At 62.2% G+C, this 18,055-nt stretch carries 15 protein-coding genes; 7 read left to right on the top strand and 8 right to left on the bottom strand.

The window, feature by feature from the left end; genetic code table 11:
- Positions 1-13 precede the first annotated feature (13 nt).
- Positions 14-1,099, bottom strand: coding sequence for an AI-2E family transporter (locus BI49514_RS00655; protein WP_101543441.1), 1,086 nt, complete (start codon positions 1,097-1,099; stop codon positions 14-16).
- Between the two features lie 177 nt (positions 1,100-1,276).
- Here BI49514_RS00655 and BI49514_RS00660 point away from each other — a divergent pair, with 177 nt between their 5' ends.
- From BI49514_RS00660 to BI49514_RS00675, 4 genes are all read left to right on the top strand, one after another.
- Positions 1,277-2,326, top strand: a complete 1,050-nt coding sequence (locus BI49514_RS00660; RefSeq protein ID WP_101543443.1) for a phosphatase PAP2 family protein — start codon at positions 1,277-1,279, stop codon at positions 2,324-2,326.
- 130 nt (positions 2,327-2,456) lie between these two features.
- Complete coding sequence (locus BI49514_RS00665) at positions 2,457-4,259, top strand: DEAD/DEAH box helicase (RefSeq protein WP_101543445.1); 1,803 nt, start codon at positions 2,457-2,459, stop codon at positions 4,257-4,259.
- Between the two features lie 87 nt (positions 4,260-4,346).
- Positions 4,347-5,813, top strand: coding sequence for a cryptochrome/photolyase family protein (locus BI49514_RS00670; RefSeq protein ID WP_101543447.1), 1,467 nt, complete (start codon positions 4,347-4,349; stop codon positions 5,811-5,813).
- Positions 5,810-6,676, top strand: a complete 867-nt coding sequence (locus BI49514_RS00675) for a Rossmann-fold NAD(P)-binding domain-containing protein (RefSeq protein ID WP_101543449.1) — start codon at positions 5,810-5,812, stop codon at positions 6,674-6,676. Before BI49514_RS00670 ends, BI49514_RS00675 begins: the two co-directional genes overlap by 4 nt.
- A 22-nt stretch (positions 6,677-6,698) precedes the next feature.
- On the opposite strand, the gene BI49514_RS00680 is transcribed toward BI49514_RS00675, so the two are convergent.
- Positions 6,699-8,243, bottom strand: a complete 1,545-nt coding sequence (locus tag BI49514_RS00680; RefSeq protein WP_101543451.1) for an SDR family oxidoreductase — start codon at positions 8,241-8,243, stop codon at positions 6,699-6,701.
- 94 nt (positions 8,244-8,337) lie between these two features.
- Positions 8,338-9,378, bottom strand: coding sequence for a baeRF2 domain-containing protein (locus tag BI49514_RS00685; protein WP_101543453.1), 1,041 nt, complete (start codon positions 9,376-9,378; stop codon positions 8,338-8,340).
- Between the two features lie 183 nt (positions 9,379-9,561).
- Here BI49514_RS00685 and BI49514_RS00690 point away from each other — a divergent pair, with 183 nt between their 5' ends.
- Complete coding sequence (locus BI49514_RS00690) at positions 9,562-10,527, top strand: NADP-dependent oxidoreductase (protein ID WP_208634988.1); 966 nt, start codon at positions 9,562-9,564, stop codon at positions 10,525-10,527.
- Between the two features lie 107 nt (positions 10,528-10,634).
- On the opposite strand, the gene BI49514_RS16445 is transcribed toward BI49514_RS00690, so the two are convergent.
- The gene (locus BI49514_RS16445; RefSeq protein ID WP_167443900.1) at positions 10,635-10,808 is read right to left on the bottom strand and encodes a hypothetical protein; all 174 of its coding nucleotides are present in this window, start codon (positions 10,806-10,808) and stop codon (positions 10,635-10,637) included.
- Positions 10,809-10,976: 168 nt separating this feature from the next.
- Here BI49514_RS16445 and BI49514_RS00700 point away from each other — a divergent pair, with 168 nt between their 5' ends.
- Positions 10,977-11,207, top strand: coding sequence for a hypothetical protein (locus BI49514_RS00700; RefSeq protein ID WP_101543457.1), 231 nt, complete (start codon positions 10,977-10,979; stop codon positions 11,205-11,207).
- A 94-nt stretch (positions 11,208-11,301) separates the two neighbouring features.
- On the opposite strand, the gene BI49514_RS00705 is transcribed toward BI49514_RS00700, so the two are convergent.
- The gene (locus tag BI49514_RS00705) at positions 11,302-11,961 is read right to left on the bottom strand and encodes an ABC transporter ATP-binding protein (RefSeq protein WP_338063750.1); all 660 of its coding nucleotides are present in this window, start codon (positions 11,959-11,961) and stop codon (positions 11,302-11,304) included.
- 11 nt (positions 11,962-11,972) lie between these two features.
- Positions 11,973-13,019: a TetR/AcrR family transcriptional regulator gene (locus BI49514_RS00710; protein ID WP_244195187.1), complete on the bottom strand. Its 1,047-nt coding sequence runs from the start codon at positions 13,017-13,019 to the stop codon at positions 11,973-11,975.
- A 232-nt stretch (positions 13,020-13,251) separates the two neighbouring features.
- Between BI49514_RS00710 and BI49514_RS00715 the strand changes: the two genes are divergently transcribed.
- Positions 13,252-15,069 (top strand): glycosyltransferase family 2 protein, encoded by a 1,818-nt coding sequence (locus tag BI49514_RS00715; protein WP_167443968.1) that lies wholly within the window; start codon positions 13,252-13,254, stop codon positions 15,067-15,069.
- Between the two features lie 105 nt (positions 15,070-15,174).
- On the opposite strand, the gene BI49514_RS00720 is transcribed toward BI49514_RS00715, so the two are convergent.
- Together BI49514_RS00720 and BI49514_RS00725 are read right to left on the bottom strand one after the other, a co-directional pair.
- Positions 15,175-16,530, bottom strand: coding sequence for a polysaccharide pyruvyl transferase family protein (locus BI49514_RS00720; RefSeq protein ID WP_167443969.1), 1,356 nt, complete (start codon positions 16,528-16,530; stop codon positions 15,175-15,177).
- Between the two features lie 27 nt (positions 16,531-16,557).
- A complete protein-coding gene (locus BI49514_RS00725) occupies positions 16,558-17,982 on the bottom strand; it encodes a polysaccharide pyruvyl transferase family protein (RefSeq protein WP_101543461.1) in 1,425 nt (474 codons plus the stop codon).
- Between the last annotated feature and the right edge of the window lie 73 nt (positions 17,983-18,055).

An 18,055-nucleotide genomic window follows, 5' to 3' on the forward strand; every position in this document is an offset into this window, starting at 1 on the left:
GGCCCGGCCCGTCTCAACGCTGTCCCACTCTGTAGTCCTTGGCCGCGTGGATCATCGCATTGAGAGTCGCGATGACCGGCACGGAGAAGAAGGCCCCGGCGATGCCCGCCACCGCTGCTCCCGCTGTCACCCCGAGGATCACAGCCAGGGGGTGGATCTTCACTGTGGGCCCTGTCAGCCACGGCTGCAGGACGTGGCTTTCGAGCTGCTGGACGACGATGACGATCCCGAGCATGATCAGGCCGTGCACCCAGCCGTTGAAGAGCAGCGCCAAGCCCACCGCGACCGCTCCGCCCACGATCGCTCCGACGAACGGCACGAAGGCACCGAGGAAGACCACCATGGCGATCGGCACCGCCAAGGGGACGCCGAGGATCAGTGCGCCCACCCCGATTCCGATCGCATCGCTGGCCGCGACGACGAGCTGGATCCGAATGAAGTTCGTCAGCGTCTTCCAACCGGCCTCACCGGCCGCGGAGATCCGCGCATGCGCCTTCTTCGGCCAGATGTTGACGACCCAGGCCCAGATGCCGCGTCCGTCGATGAGCGCGAAGAGGGTGACGAACAGGATGATGATGACGCCTTCGATGACATGCGCCGCCGTCGTGCCCACCTCGGCGGCACCGGAGCCGAGACCGGCGGCGTTGTCCTGCAGCCACTTCCCCGAGGAATCGACGAGGTCATTGAGTTTGGCTTCGGTGATTCCGAACGGCTGCGTGGCCAAGAGCTGCTTCGCCGCGTCCAGGGTCGTCGCCACCTGCTTCTGGATCTCAGGTATCTCACTCCTGATCTGAAAGGTGATGAGGAGGACGAGTCCGGCCAACAGGCCGAGGACGACGACCCAGACTGTGACCACCGCCAACCATTTCGGCCACCGATGCCGCTGCAGGAACGTCGACATGGGGACTAGGAGGGCAGAGAGGACGAGGCCGGCCAGGAATGGAACGACGATCTGTGCGACCTGCAGTGCCACGAAGATCGCGACTGTGATTCCCGCGATGATCACCAGCAGGTATCCGGTGAAGCGGGCACCGAGTTTGAGTCCCTCGGGTATCGGGTCATCGCGATTCGGAGGCGCGTTCAATGGACCTTCTGTCATGGACCAACACTAATGCCGCGAGCCGCACAGTGGGTGGACCATTCTGTTCTGGCCCGCCGACACGGGCGAGACGGGGCTACGGTCAGCGGCTTCCGAGGAAAATCCGAAGATGTACCAAAAGTGAATCACTACGGTGTTCCGATGACCAGATTGCGACGTTGGCCCTACACTTTTGCCATGGTGCTCGCTCTCCTCGTCGGAGCGGCCGCCGTGTTCTCTTCCCTCTTCCTCGATCTCCCGCTGCGGGACCCCGACGGATTCCTCGGCCCCTCATACATCCGTCTGCCTCTGCTGGTTCTCGGATTCATCGGCGCCGGGCTGATCGTGGAAACGGTGAGGCGAAGCGGGTGGCGAAATCTGCCGACGTCTGTCGTCGACATCGCTAAGAAGGAGTGGAACACCCACCGGCTGCTGTGCATCGGCGCCGGGCTGCTGAGTTTCTACGTCTGCTACGTCGCCTACCGCAATCTCAAGAGCGTGCTGCCGGTGTACCGCGAGGGCACCCTCTTCGATCAGCAGCTGTTCCGCCTCGACCAGTGGCTCATGGGCGGGAACACTCCGGCCGTACTCCTGCACGAACTCCTCGGCACCGGCATCGCGGCGAACCTCCTGTCGATCGCCTACCTCGCCTACCTGCCGCTCATTCCGATCAGCCTCGGCGCGGTCCTCGTGCTCAATCGCAGACTCGCCGTCGGCGCTTGGTATACGACGATGTTGAGTCTCAATTGGGTGCTCGGCACCGTCAGCTACTATCTCCTGCCGTCGGTCGGTCCCGTGTTCAGCCACCCCGAGGTCTTCCGGGCGCTGCCTGCCACCGGAGTCAGTGAGCTCCAGGAGTCACTCATCGACACTCGCCTCGACTACCTGAGCAACCCGATCGGCAGTGACTCAATCCAGGGTGTCGCCGCGTTCGCATCGCTTCACGTCTCCGTCACCTTCGCCGCTGCTCTGTTCATGACGCTGACGAAACAGCATCGCGCCGTTCTAGCGTTCACCTGGATCTTCTTCGGTGTGACGGTCGTGGCCACCCTCTACTTCGGGTGGCATTACATCCTCGACGACATCGCGGGCATCGGCATCGGCGGGGCGTCGGTGGCACTCTCCGCATGGGTGACCGGGCACCGCAGAGCACGCCGACGGCCGGTCGCCGCAGTCTCCGAGCCTGATTCCGTGTCCGCCGCGAAGTCCGCGGATTCTGTCTCACGCACCGCCGGGGCTATACTGTAATCACCTGCGAACCCGTTTTCGGGTTCCCTGCGTCGTCAGGACGCCTCGTCTCTGCAGCTGGGTGAAAGAACCCGCGCATTTCCGAAGCCGTTTTCTCGCGGCGATCGAGAGCGCCGACAGCGCTCATTCCATGACCGGAAGCGGCTGCCTGCCACCTATTCACGGCACCGGCACGCCCTCCGGCACGTCGAAGGGCCACCCCATCACTACGTCACAGACTCGCACCAATCCCCGCAGCACCCGCACCCGCGGAGGCAGCAACAGAAACACCGCCACAACCGCCGCCGACGCCTCGGGCGATCGCACGAAGAAGGCCTCCCCAGCCCCGACCACTTTCGCCGAGCTCGGTGTCCCCCAGAAACTGGTCGACACGCTGAGCAAGGAGGGCAAGACCCAGGCCTTCCCGATCCAGCAGGACACTCTGCCCGACACGCTGGCCGGCCGTGATGTGCTCGGCCGCGGAAAAACCGGGTCCGGCAAGACCCTGGCGTTCTCCATTCCGCTCGTCACTCGCCTGGCCGAATCCGGCAAGGGTTCGCAGAAGTTCCGCCATCCGCGCGGGCTCGTCCTTGCTCCCACCCGTGAGCTCGCCACGCAGATCACCGAGGTCATCGATCCGTTGGCCAAGGCCGTGGGCCTGCGGACGACGACGATCTTCGGCGGCGTCAAGCAGCGTCGCCAGGAGGTCGCACTCAAGGCCGGAGTCGACATCGTCGTGGCCTGCCCGGGTCGCCTCGAGGACCTGCTCCAGCAGGACATCCTCACGCTCGAGAACATCGAGGTCACCATCCTCGACGAGGCCGACCACATGGCTGACCTCGGGTTCCTGCCCGGAGTCACCCGAATCCTCAACCAGACCCCGACTGAAGGACAGCGGATGTTCTTCTCCGCCACCTTGGACAACGACGTCGACAAACTCGTCCGTCGTTTCCTCCACAACGAGGTCCTCCACTCCGTGGATGAGGCGACCTCCCACGTTTCGGCCATGACCCACCACGTGTTCGAGGTGTCGGTCGACGACAAGAACGAACTCGTACACAAGCTCGCCTCCGGCACGGGCCGCCGCATCCTCTTCACCCGCACGAAGCACCGGGCCAAACGCTTCGCCCGCCAACTCACGGCAGCCGGTATCCCCGCGGTCGACCTGCACGGCAATCTGTCGCAGGGTGCGCGCGACCGCAACCTCGCCGCGTTCACCGATGGTGAGGCGAAGGTGCTCGTGGCCACAGACATCGCCGCCCGCGGCGTCCACGTCGACTCCGTCGAGCTCGTCGTCCACGTCGATCCCCCGACCGAGCACAAGGCGTACCTGCACCGCTCCGGTCGCACCGCACGTGCCGGCAGCGCCGGTGACGTCGTCACGGTGATGACCGCCGAAGAGCGCAAGGACACTCAGATCCTCCTGCGCAAGGCCGCCATCAAGGCGACCCCGCAGAAGGTCAACGCAGAGTCCCCCGAGGTGACCGAGCTCGTCGGTGAGATCGCCGAGTTCGTCGCCCCGCAGCCGAAGGAACCCGTCCAGCCGCGCAAGAAGACCGAAACTTCCACGTCGAATGGTCGTTCATCCCGCCGTCGCCGAGGTGGCCGTGGCGGACGCGGCGGAAGCTCGGGTCGCGGTGACGCCGGCAACGGCGGCAGCGACCGCAGCCGTGAGAACTCGGGCGCCACCGGTGGCGGTCGCAGCGGCGAATCGCGTCGCAGTGAGAGCGGCGGCCGGGGCGCCGGGCACACCGGCGAGAGAAATCGTCGTCGCGAGAACTCCCGCGGGGGCCGCTCCGGCAATGGCCGCTCGGGCGGTCAGCGCGCGGAATCTTCGGGTCGTCAGCCGAGCAGCCACCGCGCGTCCGAATCCCGCGGCACCAGCCCCGAGACTCGTCGCCGCAACCGCACCCGTGCCGGAGGCTCGCAGCAGGTCTACTCGACCAGCAGCTGACGTCCTCACAATCCAGTAACCCTGCTTGGATACTACACTTTGGTGTAGATGCCGACTGGGCGAACCAGCTGTGAGAGGAGTCTGCCGATGAGCCACGACCGCGAGTCCCTCACCCTCGTCTGGTTCCGCGACGACCTGCGCGTCGAGGACCACGAGGCCCTGACAGCGGCCTGCGGCGACGGGCAGGCGATCGGCCTCTGGATCAGAGAGTGCCGCAGCGACGACGGCCTGGGCCCACGCCCGTTAGGCGGGGCGGCCCGGTGGTGGGCGCACGAATCGCTGCGCGTCCTGGAGACCGAACTCGCACAGCTCGGCATCCCGCTGCTCTTCGCAGCAGGCTCGGCCGCCGACATCGTCCCGCAGGCGGCTGCGGACCTGAAAGTCGATGCTGTGCGCTGGTCGCGCCGTTATGCGCCGGCTGCACGTCGCCTCGACGCGCAGATCAAGACGGACCTGGCTGATGCCGGTCGTGCCGTGCACTCCCATACCGGCGCGCTGCTCGTCGAGCCTTGGACGGTCAACCCTCAGGGCGGTGACTTCTACAAGGTCTTCACGCCGTTCTTCAACGCTGTGCGCGATCGCAGCGTCGGCGACAGCCTCCCGGCGCCGCGCACACAGAGTTCTCCGACGAAGGCCCAGCGACAGGCTTTTGCCGGGCACTCCTGGGTGCGCGACCTCGACGATCTCGGTCTTCTCGACGGAACCGACACGGGCTCGGGCAGCTTCGCCTCGGCGAGGACTCCGCAGTGGTGGCGGACGACCGTGGCCGGGCACTGGAACCCCGGGTGCAGGGAGGCGGCCCGAGAGCTCGCCTGCTTGGGCGACGGGCTCGACGGCTACGCAGATTCTCACGATGTCCCCGCAGACCCTGACAGCACGTCAGGCCTGTCGCCGCGACTGCGCTTCGGCGAACTCTCCCCCCGCCAGCTGCTGGCAGCGGCCCTGGACATACCGGAGGTGAGGGACGATGATCGGCAGGCATGGATTCGCCAGCTCTACTGGCGGGAGTTCTCCTGGCACCTGACCTATCACCTGCCGGCCGTCGAATCCGAACCGATGCGACCTGAATTCGCGTCCTTCCCCTATGAGGACGACCCCGAGGCACTCGACCACTGGTGCAGCGGCACGACCGGGACCGACCTCGTCGACGCCGGCATGGCTCAGCTGTGGCAGACCGGGGGGATGCACAATCGAGTGCGGATGGCCACGGCGAGCTTTCTCACGAAGAATCTGCTGATCCACTGGTGGCACGGCGAGCAGTGGTTCTGGGACACGCTGGTCGACGCCGATGAAGCCAACAACCCGGTCTCGTGGCAATGGGTGGCCGGGTGCGGAGCCGATGCGGCTCCATATTTTCGGATCTTCAATCCCGAACGCCAACGTGAGCGTTTCGATCCCGACTACGAGTACGTGGGCAGGTGGTTGGGCCGCGGTCCGGGCGGTCTCACTCGGGCGGAACGCTCGCAGGGTGATCGCGAGCCGATCGTCGATCTCAAGGCATCGCGTCAGGCGGCATTGGCCGCCTATGACCGGATGAAGAGTGAGGCGAAATGAGCACGACGAACGGACGCAGGATTCTCATGGCCGGGTGCGGAGACCTGGGCACACGGCTGGGCCTGCGACTGGTCGACCAGGGGCACCGGGTGATCGGACTGCGCCGACGCGTCGCCGAACTGCCCGACGCCTTTGAGACGATCAGTATGGACCTCTCCGGATTCGGAGCTCCCGGCCGCGATAGGGTCGATGCCGCGGACCGCAGCGATCCGCGACTGGACGCACTCGATGCGGTCGTGATCACTCTGACTTCGGACGAACCGACTCGGACCGGATACGAACGGACCTACCTCCACGGGCTGAGAGGTCTCGCCCGCGTGCTCGGGTCACAGCCGGGCCGAGTCGTCCTGGTCTCCTCCACGCGTGTCCTAGCAGAGGACCCGACGCGTGTGATCACCGAAGACGCTCCACTCGCCCCAGGGTCCGGGCCGGGTGAGGTCCTCGCTGCGGCCGAGTCCGAGGCGGCCGAGCTCTTCGACCACCTCACGATCGTCCGCCCGGCTGGTATCTACGGACCTGGCCGCACCCGCCTCATCGACTCCGTGCGACGCGGCCAGCGGTTCAACCATCAGCGGTGGACGAATCGCATCCACCGAGACGACCTCGTTCTCGGCCTCGAGCGCTTGGCACTCGGCTCGGAACCGCCGGACCTGGTCCACGCTGTCGATTCGCTTCCTGCCCAGATGGGCGACGTCGCCGCCTTCATCGCCGGCCGCCTCGGCGTGCCCGTCCCCGGCCATGCCGACGACGAGAAGCCGAGCGGCAAACGGATCGACGGAACTCGCTTCGGCTCACTCATGGGCGAACTCGGCTATCCCACCTACCGGCACGGCTTCGCTTCGATGCTGACGACAGCCCCCTGATCATGAACAAAACCGGGAACGTTCAGGCTCGGCGCCGCGCCTCGGCTGCGATGTTCTTCGCCATGGCGGGGAAGATGAAGCGATGAAACGGGGCGACGAGGGCCCAGTAGATGCGGCCTCGCACTCCAGTGGGGATGAAGGTCGCCGTCTGGTGATACTCACAGCCTTCGACTGAGTCTGTCAGAGCGAATTCGAGCCACGCGTGACCGGAGACCTTCATCTCGGCGCGCAGCAGAAGACGAGAGTTCGGCTCCAGCTGTTCGACTCGCCACCAGTCGACGGGATCGCCGATGCGCAGGCTGTCGGGCAGCCGTCGGCCCCGGTTGAGGCCAGCGCCTCCGACTGCTTTGTCCCAGATCCCACGAATCTTCCATGCCAGCGGCCACGAGTACCAGCCATTGGTCCCACCGATGCCCTCGATCACAGGCCACACCTCGGCTGCGCTGACACCGCTGATCGTCGTCGACCGTTCATCGGTGAAGATGCGCCGGCCGGACCACTTCGGATCACTGGGCGACGGCTGGGCCGCCTCGTCGAGCTCTCCGGCGTCGGCGTCCCAGTTCGTATCCACGGCACCTTCGATTTCACGGCGCAGGGCGAGTCGGACGGCGTCGGCGAACCCGATGAGCCCGGACTCGGGCGGCGGAATGACGGCATCAACCTCGTGCGACGAAGCCACCGCGTCTTCCTGCAAGGATTGGACGAGCGGCAAGGTGAGGCTGAACGGCAGCGGGGTGACCAACCCGACCCAGATGCCTGACAGCGTCGGTGCGGGAAGAGGCAAAGCGATGACGTGGCGGGGCTTGAGCCCTGCGACGGCAGCAAAGGTACGCATCACGTTCGCATAAGTGAGGATCTGACGTGAACCGATGTCGAAGGACCGGTTGACCGCCTCCTGCACATCGGCTGCGGAGAGAAGATAGTAGAGAGCGTCACGAACCGACAGCGGCTCGACACGGTTGGACACCCAGTCCGGTGCCGGCATCCAGCGCAGGGTCGTGGCGAGGTGGCGGATCATCTCGAACGAAGCCGATCCGGAGCCGATGATGATGCCGGCGTTGAAGACGATCGCGTCGACTTCGGAGTCGAGCAGAATCCGTCCGACGTTCGCTCGTGAACGCATGTGCTTCGAGAGCTCACGTCCCTCCGGATGGAGCCCTCCGAGGTAGACTATGCGGCGCACGCCGGCAGACGCGGCCGCGCTGGCGAAGCGCCTGGCCGCCTCGGCTTCGGCTGCCTCGAAGTCCCCGCCGGAGCCCATGGAATGGACAAGGTAATAGACGATATCGATGCCGCCGAGGCTGTCATCGAGACCGCCACCGGTGTCGAGGTCGACGGTTCTCACGTCGACGTCGGCTGCCCATGGAACCTGCTTGAGCTTCTCCGGTCGCCGCACCCCGACCCGAACCTGGTGCCCGGCCTGCAGCAGTCGCGGCACAAGGCGACCGCCGATGTAACCGGTCGCCCCGAGCACGAGCACGCGCCGCGGGGTGCGGGTTTGGCGGATGACTTCGTCGCCGAGCGACTTCGGGCCGGGCGGGGTCAAGCGTTCCGTCGGGCGATTCATCAGGAGATCCTTCCGGCCTGCCGAGATCGGCTGTCACGGACCAACCGTACACATGTAACCCATTGACTACTGCCGACCATCGTATAGCTGCTGCTCAGTCCGCCAGCGCAGCGCCGACGTTGTAGCGGAGGATCGCAGCAATGCCGTCGCTCATCGGGTCGTGACTGAGACCGATCTCAGCTGAGGACAGGATAGCCGCGGAGACGATCTCCGCTTCTCCTGCTGAGGCCTCGGCATCATCGAGCAGAAGGACCGCCGCTGCTCCGCGTTCCACTGCCTTTTCGACTTCTGCTCGCCCTTCGACCGCACGGCCGTGTGCTTTGCTTTCGCCCAGACGCTCCGAGTTCTCAGACTCTCGTTGCTCGGCGAGCCTCGTCACCAACGTCCTGATGGCCACGTCAATCGCCTCTTCGGCACCTTCGTCTTCATCGCCGCCCTCGGAGATCTCGTGAAGCATCTCCTCGGCTCGTGCCGACAGCTCAGCCTTGACGGCAGTTCTGCCCTGCACCTCTCCGGCCAGAACGAGTGCGTCCGACGCGTGGTCTGTGATGAGACGGTCGACGAAGTCGGCGACACTGCGTGCATTGTCCTTGATGATCTCGTCGACACGGCGCCGGATCTGGTTGTGCGAGTATGCTCCTCGCCGCGGCTTGTTGATGTCTTCGTCGCTGTCGCCGGTGACGTGGACCGACTCCGTCTGGGTGCGTTCGCGATCCGGGGTTACGCTCAGCTCACGAATGGCCGCTCCGTCCTGGCCGGCGATGACGAGGACGACATCGAACTGTCTGCACTCCTGTCGGAGGAAGGCTCCAAGCTCCGGCGCCTCGCCGTAGTGGGCCGAATCTCCTTCCCCCAGCGCCGCGTCCCAGTGTTCGTCCAGCAGAACTCCCTGTGAGCTCGCGACGATGGTCCGACCGTCTGTGTGCACCTTGGTGGGTTCGTCGGCGAGGGTGATCGCATCGATGGATTCGAGGAGAGACTCCTCTGCCCCGCTTTCGGACAGCTGGTCTCGCAGCTCCGACCACCGCAGGCGCAGCTGCGTATCGGCATCGGCTGATGGGGTTCGTCCTTCAAGGTAGACGGTGGCATATGGCCCGCCGCTCTCGACGACCGTGCGCAAGTGATTGTGGTTCATCCCCTGTTCCTCCTCAGCGTCTGTGGCCGTCTGACCTGCCCCCGCGGGGCTCGCCGCGCTGCGCGCGGTGTTCTCAGCGTGGCATTGTGGGGGGACCGCTGTAAACAGTCTTGACAAACCGGGGTCGCGCATTTATTGAAAAAGTCAGGCCAGCTACGGCTTCTGAGGTGACACAATGGGACCATGAACACCGATACAAACACCGAAACGATGATGCGCGCCGTCAGCCAGCAGACTTTCGGAAGCGCCGACGTCCTCGAAATCGCCGAGATCCCACGACCGAAGCCCCGCCCCAACGAAATCCTTGTGAAAGTCCACGCTGCGGGTCTCAACCCGACCGATTGGAAGCACCGTTCCGGCCACGGCTTCGTCGACGATCTGCCATTGGTGCTCGGCTGGGACGTCTCCGGAGTGGTCGAAGCCGTCGGCATCGGCGTCGCGACGTTCGCGCCCGGAGACGAGGTGTTCGGCATGCTGTCGTATCCGTTTGGGCTCGGCTCCCACGCCGAATACGTCGCCGCCCCGGCCAGATTCTTCGCGTCGAAACCCCGATCGGTCGACCATGTGCAGGCGGGAGCACTCCCCCTCGCCTCTCTGACCGCTTGGCAGGCGCTCGTCGACAACGCCGGCTTACAGCCCGGACAGCGTGTGCTGATTCACGCGGCCGCAGGCGGCGTCGGGCACATAGCCGTACAGATCGCGAAATCGCTGGGCGCATACGTGATCGGAACCGCGAGTTCGGCGAAGCACGGCTTCCTGCGCGAGCTCGGCGTCGATGAGGTCGTCGACTACCGTACAGAAGACCTAACCGAGCGAGTGCAAGACGTCGACGCGGTGCTCGACACGATCGGCGGTGACACGGCAATGCGCTCCCTGCACACGCTTCGAAAGGGCGGCTGTCTCGTGTCGCTCATCCCTGTCGGCTCCGCTGATCTCCTTCGCGAAGCAGATCAGCTCGGAGTGCGAGCACTGCGGATGCTCGTGGACTCCTCGCGCAGCACACTGGAAACCATCTCCGGGCTTGTCGACGACGGTGCACTGCGTGCCACAATCGCCGGCACTTTCCCGCTCTCGAAGGCAGCAGAAGCCCATCGAGAGGGCGAGACCAACCGCACCACCGGCAAACTCGTACTCACAATGGACGAGTAGGCCAAGCGCAATCTGGTCAGTTCCTCAGTCGAAGCGGCACTACGCTCACTGCCGTGACGAAGGGCCCGGCACCTGTGCATCGGTGCCGGGCCCTGCGATCACGAAAGTCAGTAGTGTGCTGGCGGATCGCTCGCGGGGAAGGACTCTTCCTCCCACTCATCGACCAATACGTCCTCTTTCTCCTTCGACGCGGAATCCGTGCCGGGCTTTTCCGCAACGTCATCCCTGGCTCCCTCGGGGGCCGCTTTCGGATCCTTCTCGTCTTCGCTGAAATCGCTCATCACGATCATCCCTTCTCTATCGAGTGTACGAACCTATGCTGACACTCTTTGGTCCAACTGGATAGGGGGTGCGGGCATATTGACGTGAGGCATTACGGGGGTGCCGCTCGGCCGAGGCCCCACGTAGACTGATCACCTGTCCGCGCTCTCCAGCGAAAGGTGACCAGAATGTCAACCGACGACAACAGCACCGAAAGCAGCACATCAGACAGCATGCGCAAAGCTGCGGAGAACCTCGATCACGAGGCCGGAGGTGCACCGTCATCCGAGTACCTCGACAAGGTCGATCCCGACGACTTCGGCCGCAACGATGAAACCGGCGAGGATGAGGACCGCGACGAGGATGGAGCCTCCGACGATAACGCATCGGCGAACGGTTCTGCCTCGACTGATCGCTGACGACCTTCAGAGCATCGTCGGCTCACAACACAGTTTGGGGCGGATAGCACCTGTTTGAACAGGTGCTATCCGCCCCAAACTGTGCCACAAGCCCTCAGAACTTCGGCACGTCGGCGATCAGCGCCCGCGTGTATTCGTGCGATGGATCCTCGAGCACCGAGGCAGTCGGCCCGTAGTCGACGATCTTGCCCTTGTTGAGCACAGCAAGATTGTCCGCGATGTGCCGGGAGAGTGCGATGTTGTGCGTGACGAAGAGCATCGCCAGCTTCCGTTCCTCCCGCAGGCTCCGCAGCAGCGCCACGATCGAGGCCTGCACGCTGACGTCGAGCGCCGAGGTGATCTCGTCACAGACCATGACCGATGGCGCGTTGACCAGCGCACGTGCGATCGCTGCCCTCTGCCGTTCACCGCCGGAGAGGTCACCGGGACGTCGGTGATAGAACGTCCGTCCCAGCCGCACGGAATCGAGTGCTTCCTCGACGGTGGTTTTCCGGCTCGCGGCCGTTCCCTGACCGCTCATCTCCAAGGGCACCGTCAGCGACTGGCCGATGGACCGCCGCGGATTGAGCGAGGAGAACGGCGACTGGAACACGTACTGGATGCCCACGCGCTGCTCGTTCGTGCGTTTGCGCGTCGACCGTGCCAGTTCCGCGCCGCGCAGTCGAACAGATCCCTTGTAGTCGTCGTTGAGCCCGGCGACCGCGGATACCGCGAGTCCGGCCCCCAGCGCTTGTCTTCGGTTCGGTGTGTTCATGTGCCTTCTTCCTAGGACGTCGAATCGGGTCCGCCTGCTGCGGCGACTCGCTCTGGCTTCGGGATTCGGGGGTCTGGTGTGGAGGTGTCACCGTCGGCGAGGACGTGGGCGACGAGGTAGTTCTCGAGCATGGCCAGCGCCTCGTCATCGGTGATGGGCATGTGCTCGGTGGTACGGGCGACGCCGAGGCCGTCGATGAAGATCGCCAGCGCCTTGACCATGAGAGAGGTGTCACCGGTGCGGATCGCGCCCGATCGCTGCCCGGACTCGACGACCGCCGTGATCATTCCGAGCCATTCGCCGTAGACAGCAGTCAGGTTCGCGCGGGCGCCTTCGTCTGTGGCTGCACGTGCCCAGCATTGGAGCCAGATCGACCACACGCGGCGGATCTTCCGGTCGACTCCGGCGTGGAGTCGAGCAAAATGGCGAAGGACGGCAGCGGGGTCGGCGGGGTCGTTGAGGTGGCGGGTCTGGGCGATGATGTCCAATGAGTGTCGCAGGGCCGCCTGCAGCAGCTGGTCCTTCGTCCGGAAGTGATAATTCACCGCCGAGGCGGTCATGCCGGATGCGCGGGCGACGTCCTCGGTGCGCACTTTGGCGATGCCGAGGTCGGCGTAGAGCTCCCAGGCCGCGGCGATGATCGTCACCCGGCTGCGGGTGCCCTTCGACATCCATTCCTGTTCGGAGGCCGGACCGAGGGCCGCTTCCCCATCGGCTTGCGCCATGCGCGTATCACCCGCGAAATCATCTGCGAAATAGTCGGCGGGTGATTCGCTGAGCGAAGGAGGAACGTCGGCGACCATTGTTCGCCGAGGCGGCCGGGCCGTTCGCCCCGTCGTCAGCCAATCCGTGGTGACCCCGGTGAGTTCGGCGATGTGAGAGATCTCCTCTACCCGGAATTTTCGTGTTCCAGCGAGGGATTTCGACAGTTTGCTCGCGTCGAGGCCGATGCGCCGGGCGACTTCGCTGTGGCTGACCCCCGCGTCTTTGATGGCGATGCGGACACGGGCGACCAGCGACGTCTCTGTGCTTTCAGCACTATTGCTTGTCGTGACCACCACTACAGTCTGCACAGAAGTTGCGATTTTGGCAATATACACTGACAGATTTAATAGTTTCGAGTGGCTCAGCCTCAGGGGCAGTCAGAAGCGAACGTTCGATTTGCGCCGTCGACCAGGGCCCTCACATTTTCATGATCCACGCGCCTCCACAGATTCACGCAACAGCAGATGTAGCATCGTAGCTTGCGCGAGTTCCCCCGCGACATGTGAACACTGCTATGGAGCCAAGATGACTGAATTGCCCGCAAAGACAGGCCCCAACCCAACCGGGATTGATGTCAGCGTGGTCATCCCTGTGTACAACTGCGAAAAGTACATCCAAGAAACGGTCGAATCCGTAAGAGCCCAGGACATGCACGCCGGAGCACTAGAAATTATTGCTGTGGACGACGGGTCAACAGACGATTCACTGAACATCCTCAACAAACTGGCCGCGGACTGCACCGACCTTCACGTCCACTCGACCCCCAACAGCGGGTCTGCTGCTGCGCCCCGTAACTTTGGACTCGAACGAGCCCGTGGCCGCTACGTTTTCTTCCTCGACGCGGATGACAAATTCTCCCCAAATGCACTCTCCCGGCTGACCGAGGTCGCGGACACCACAGGCTCAGGGGTCGTACTCGGCAAGATGGGACTGTTCGGGGAGAAGAGGGCCGGCAACGTACCTTCGACTGCTTTCGGTAAGACACTGTTCGCCGTCGATTTCATCGATTCCAAGGCACATTCGACGCTCGGAGCATGGAAACTTTTTCGCAGGTCGATCTTGATGGATAATGACATCCGATTCCCGCTCGGCTACAAGATAGGCGAAGATCAACCGTTCACGATGAAGGCCTATCTTCACAGCCCGCACATTTCGATATTGGCTGACCAGGTCTATTATTGGCTCCGAGGCAGAGACGACGGAACTAATATCACCGCAACTGGTCAACCTCCGAGTAAGCATCTCTGCCGAATCCTCACGCTCATTAAGACGATCGTCGACAATACCGAGCCAGGCGAGCGTCGTGACCATCTACTCCGGCGTCCGATCATCGGAGCAGCAGGGGTCAAGTCTGTGTTCGGAAAGAAGATGCTTGCCGCTCACGACCGAGCTGAACGTGAAGCCATGGTGAAGGAATTCCGCGAAGTAGTCGCGCCCCTTTGGAACTCAAACATCCGTGACCACGGCGTGCCCGAGTCACAGATCCTGGTGGATCTTGCCGTTCGGGGCGACATCGACGAAATTGAGACCGTCAGTCGTCTTTTGGCGCACAAGAAGCCAGTCCCTCTCAGTTTCGATGAGGAACACGCACAACTGGTCTACGAACCCCGCGCGGGTGACAGTGTGGGCGACCTGCGAGTCAGGCTCCACCAATCACTCGAGTCGATTACTTCGACGGCAGACGGGATCATTATCCGGGGCGAGTTCGGAGTCGCCGGCTTAGGCCGCGCTCCTGACAGCGCCCACATCATCCTTCGCCACCGTAAGCTAGGAACAAAGATCACGTCCAAGATTGACATTTCTCGGACGTACACTCGGAGCTTCGGTACTCGCGTGAGATTTTCGACCGATGTTCAGATTTCGAAGTTGGCCGATTCCGGCATTTGGGAACTATTTATCAAAGCGAAGTGGTCATCAATGGTGGTCCGTGAACGTCTCGGGATAGCCCGGACAGCAGGGATGGATACTGCTCCGATCATAATCGGCGACCCGGTCGAAGGCGTCGTATTCTTCGATCAATCTGACGGACTTTCCGTCGACTTGGGACCCACTGAGAAGCATCTCGATCCCGTCAAGAGACATGAGCTGCACGTCGTTGATCAGTTCGAAGTCGGACGTTCAGTGGTCTTCGTGATCAGCGGCCCGGTTTCGAACATGAAGGCCGCGTCCTATCAAGCAGACGACAAGTCCAAGTCAAAACCTGCCAGATTCATCGTCCATTCAACTGATCAAGCGTCAATAGTCATCCCTCGCTCAGCTGCAAAAAAGCAGGGCTGCGCGATCGAGTTGAAAGATGCAGAAGGGAATTCAGTCGAAATAGCACTGACTGAGCTCAGAGACTGAGAACGCAATCTTCTGAGGACGAATCAGCTCCTGAACAGAACAGGCCGCAACCACCCGTTTACGCATCGGCCGTCATCTCCGCTGTCTGCCGAATCTCGGGACGCACTATCGCTTCAATCCACGCTTCAGCCGAGTCCTCACACTTCGCAGGAGCGACTGCGGCTGTGTGCGACCGGACTGTCCAACGGACGGTTTCACTGCGTTTGCGGCAATCTTGTCCTGGTAGAAGCCATACGATCGACGAAGCTTACGTCGCATCTTCTCTTGGTATTGCTTACGTGATGTACCCGCATAGCGTGGCAGCTTCTCTCGGAGCTCCTCAAGTGAGTAGGGTTCGATCTGTTCGCTGGGCTTGAGGATGCCTTTCAATCCTGAGAACAGGGTTCGATAGACCGAGATCATGAAATCGTCGTCCTTCTCCACGCCCTCGCTCATAGCTCTGTCGAGGGCGCTGAGAACTGTCGAAGGCTTCCAATCTGCCGACTCCAGCGCTCGTTCCGGATAATCGACAGAACGATAGAAATCCGGAACCTTGAAATTCCACGTCAGCCCGATTGAAGGGATGTCGAAGGCGAACGAGGTGATCGACGCGTGAAGACGATAGGCGATGACACCATCACAGCTGCGAAGCTGTTCGATGAGCTCTTCTGGCGAGTTGAGAGTGACGGCAGCTTTCTTCCCCTGCACCCCGTGGTGTCGAACCAGAGAATCGAGGAAGATCTCATCGTCGAAATGACCAGTGGTGAACAGTCGATAGTCGTCGCCTCTCGCTGTCAGCTCGTCGATCACCCCAAGCCAGAAATTGCGCTGATCTGCTTCACTGAAAGGAATTCCGTTGTCGGGGAACACACCGGACCTGGTGACGACGAGGCCGATACGTTTCCGGCTGCGTCCAGGCGGATCGTCAATTGGACGCACCTTCTCAAACACCGAATCAGCGAAGACAGCGGGGTCAGACACGAGCGCTGTAGGAATCCCTGTCCCCTCAACATATTTCTGTGTCGATTCCAGATCGTCTCTGGTGGTGATCTGGCGAACGACGGGTTTCCTCAGCGCACTCTGCAGCGCCAGCGAACGTTCGTCTGCGTCATTGTAGGGCTCCACGCCGATACTGGAGAAGAGCACAGGGACCCCGTACTCCTCGGCAAGTTCGACCGTCCGGATAGTTCGCCGGTAGAAGACTTGGTAGACGTAGTTGAATAATGGCGCTCCGCCGAAGACTACTACGTCAGCCCTGGAAATGGCACGTCGAGCCGACTCGAGCAGAGACTCGTCACCCGTGCTCATGTATTTCTTGCTGATGATGCTGGCTGCTCGGCTGCGAACGATAAACGACTGTGATGCAATTCCAAGGTTCTCTGCAGCCGCTTTCAGCAGGCTGATTACAGAGGCTTCAATAATCTGATCACCGATATTGTCAGAATCTCGGTTAGTCAGCAGCAGAACTTCAGTGCGTGCCACGATTGGCTCTTTCTCTAGCGTCCACAATCAATCCGTTGACTGTGCTTTGTCATATAGCTTCTGGTAGTTCTCGTAAGTACGACGCAGCTTCCGGTTGACCTTATCGCGGTAGCCTTTGGGGCCAGTAGCCAACTGCCGGGGCATCCCTTCCCATAGCTCCGAGAATTCGTAGGGGGTTGCAGGATTGCCGGGAGCGAGCACGTCTCGGATCCCGTTAAACAGGGTGTTGTAGACGGACTTGAGGAATTCTTCGTCTTTGACGATGCCTTCCTTCATTGCGCGCTCGATCGCGGTAACGACCTTCTCGGCTTGCCACTCTTCCGGACTCAGCGCGCGATCCCCATAGCCCACGGATTCGTAGAAATACGGCACCTTGAAGTTCCACGACAGTCCGATAGAGGGAACGCCGAGTGCAAACGACGTGATGCTCGCATGCAGCCGATATGCAATGACCCCGCTACACCCACGCAGTTCGCGAATGAGTTCGTCTGGAGAATTCACCGTGACTGCAGCCTTTTTAGCCGGAATACCAGAGGACTTGATAAGGGTGTCGAGGAATACCTCATCTGAGAAATGCCCAGTGGTGAAGAGACGGTAGTCGTATCCCTTCTCTTCGAGCAGTGCGATCGTCTCGAGCCAGAATCTACGCTGATCATCTTCACTGAAGTCGATGCGGTTGTCAGCGAAAATTCCCGCCCTGGTGACAACCAGGCCGATACGTTGAGGCTTCGGCTTCGGTTCCGCAGCAACTGGCGCTTTGGCAACAGGTTGAATCGGGGCGGTCGCGGGCTTAGCCACGTTGGATCCAGCTGACCGGGCGACAATGCTTTTGACGATTCGCTTGAGTTTCCGCTTTGCTCGCACGGGAACGGACGGCACTGGCTTAGGTGCCGGGGCAGGCTCAGGTTTCTTGCGATAAACGATATCGGCCAATACTGCGGGGTCGGCAACATGGGCAACCGGTACGTTTGTGCCTTCGGCATATTTGCGCAGTGATTCGATGTCATCTCGCGTGGTGATCTGCCTGACCACCGGAAGTTCAAGCGCCTTTTTGAGAGCCTGGCTCTTTTCGTTCGTCGCATCGAACTTCTCCACACCGATACTCGAGAAGATCACAGGCACGCCATACTCTTGCGCGAGTTCCAGAGTGACGATCGTTCGACGATAGAAATTCTGATAAGCATAGTTGAAGAGCGGGGCCCCACCGAAGATGATCAGATCAGCTTTCGAGATCTCGTCCCGAGCCGCTGTCAACAGCTCTGGGTCTTTGGTGGCCATGTATCTTCTCGAGATGATTCCTGCAGCACGGCTTGATATGACGAAGTCATCGGTGCCGAAGCCAAGATTCTTCATCACGCCTTTGATGATGGACAGGACTGTGGCCTCGATGATCTGGTCTCCGACATTGTCCGAATCACGGTTTGTCAGCAGAAGAATTCTGGTGGGGCTCATAGTCGTTCAGGTCTCCTCATCAATGCAACGATCAACGTCGTTACCGAGATTGTGGCACGTCGTGCCGGCTGGT

The sequence above is a fragment of the Brevibacterium iodinum ATCC 49514 genome (genome assembly GCF_900169265.1).
In the GTDB taxonomy this organism is placed as follows: domain Bacteria; phylum Actinomycetota; class Actinomycetes; order Actinomycetales; family Brevibacteriaceae; genus Brevibacterium; species Brevibacterium iodinum.

Coding starts and splice junctions, on each gene's coding strand:
- BI49514_RS00655 (WP_101543441.1), bottom strand. CDS start 1,099: ATGACAGAAGGTCCATTGAACGCGCCTCCGAATCGCGATGACCCGATA.
- BI49514_RS00660 (WP_101543443.1), top strand. CDS start 1,277: ATGGTGCTCGCTCTCCTCGTCGGAGCGGCCGCCGTGTTCTCTTCCCTC.
- BI49514_RS00665 (WP_101543445.1), top strand. CDS start 2,457: ATGACCGGAAGCGGCTGCCTGCCACCTATTCACGGCACCGGCACGCCC.
- BI49514_RS00670 (WP_101543447.1), top strand. CDS start 4,347: ATGAGCCACGACCGCGAGTCCCTCACCCTCGTCTGGTTCCGCGACGAC.
- BI49514_RS00675 (WP_101543449.1), top strand. CDS start 5,810: ATGAGCACGACGAACGGACGCAGGATTCTCATGGCCGGGTGCGGAGAC.
- BI49514_RS00680 (WP_101543451.1), bottom strand. CDS start 8,243: ATGAATCGCCCGACGGAACGCTTGACCCCGCCCGGCCCGAAGTCGCTC.
- BI49514_RS00685 (WP_101543453.1), bottom strand. CDS start 9,378: ATGAACCACAATCACTTGCGCACGGTCGTCGAGAGCGGCGGGCCATAT.
- BI49514_RS00690 (WP_208634988.1), top strand. CDS start 9,562: ATGAACACCGATACAAACACCGAAACGATGATGCGCGCCGTCAGCCAG.
- BI49514_RS16445 (WP_167443900.1), bottom strand. CDS start 10,808: ATGAGCGATTTCAGCGAAGACGAGAAGGATCCGAAAGCGGCCCCCGAG.
- BI49514_RS00700 (WP_101543457.1), top strand. CDS start 10,977: ATGTCAACCGACGACAACAGCACCGAAAGCAGCACATCAGACAGCATG.
- BI49514_RS00705 (WP_338063750.1), bottom strand. CDS start 11,961: ATGAACACACCGAACCGAAGACAAGCGCTGGGGGCCGGACTCGCGGTA.
- BI49514_RS00715 (WP_167443968.1), top strand. CDS start 13,252: ATGACTGAATTGCCCGCAAAGACAGGCCCCAACCCAACCGGGATTGAT.
- BI49514_RS00725 (WP_101543461.1), bottom strand. CDS start 17,982: ATGAGCCCCACCAGAATTCTTCTGCTGACAAACCGTGATTCGGACAAT.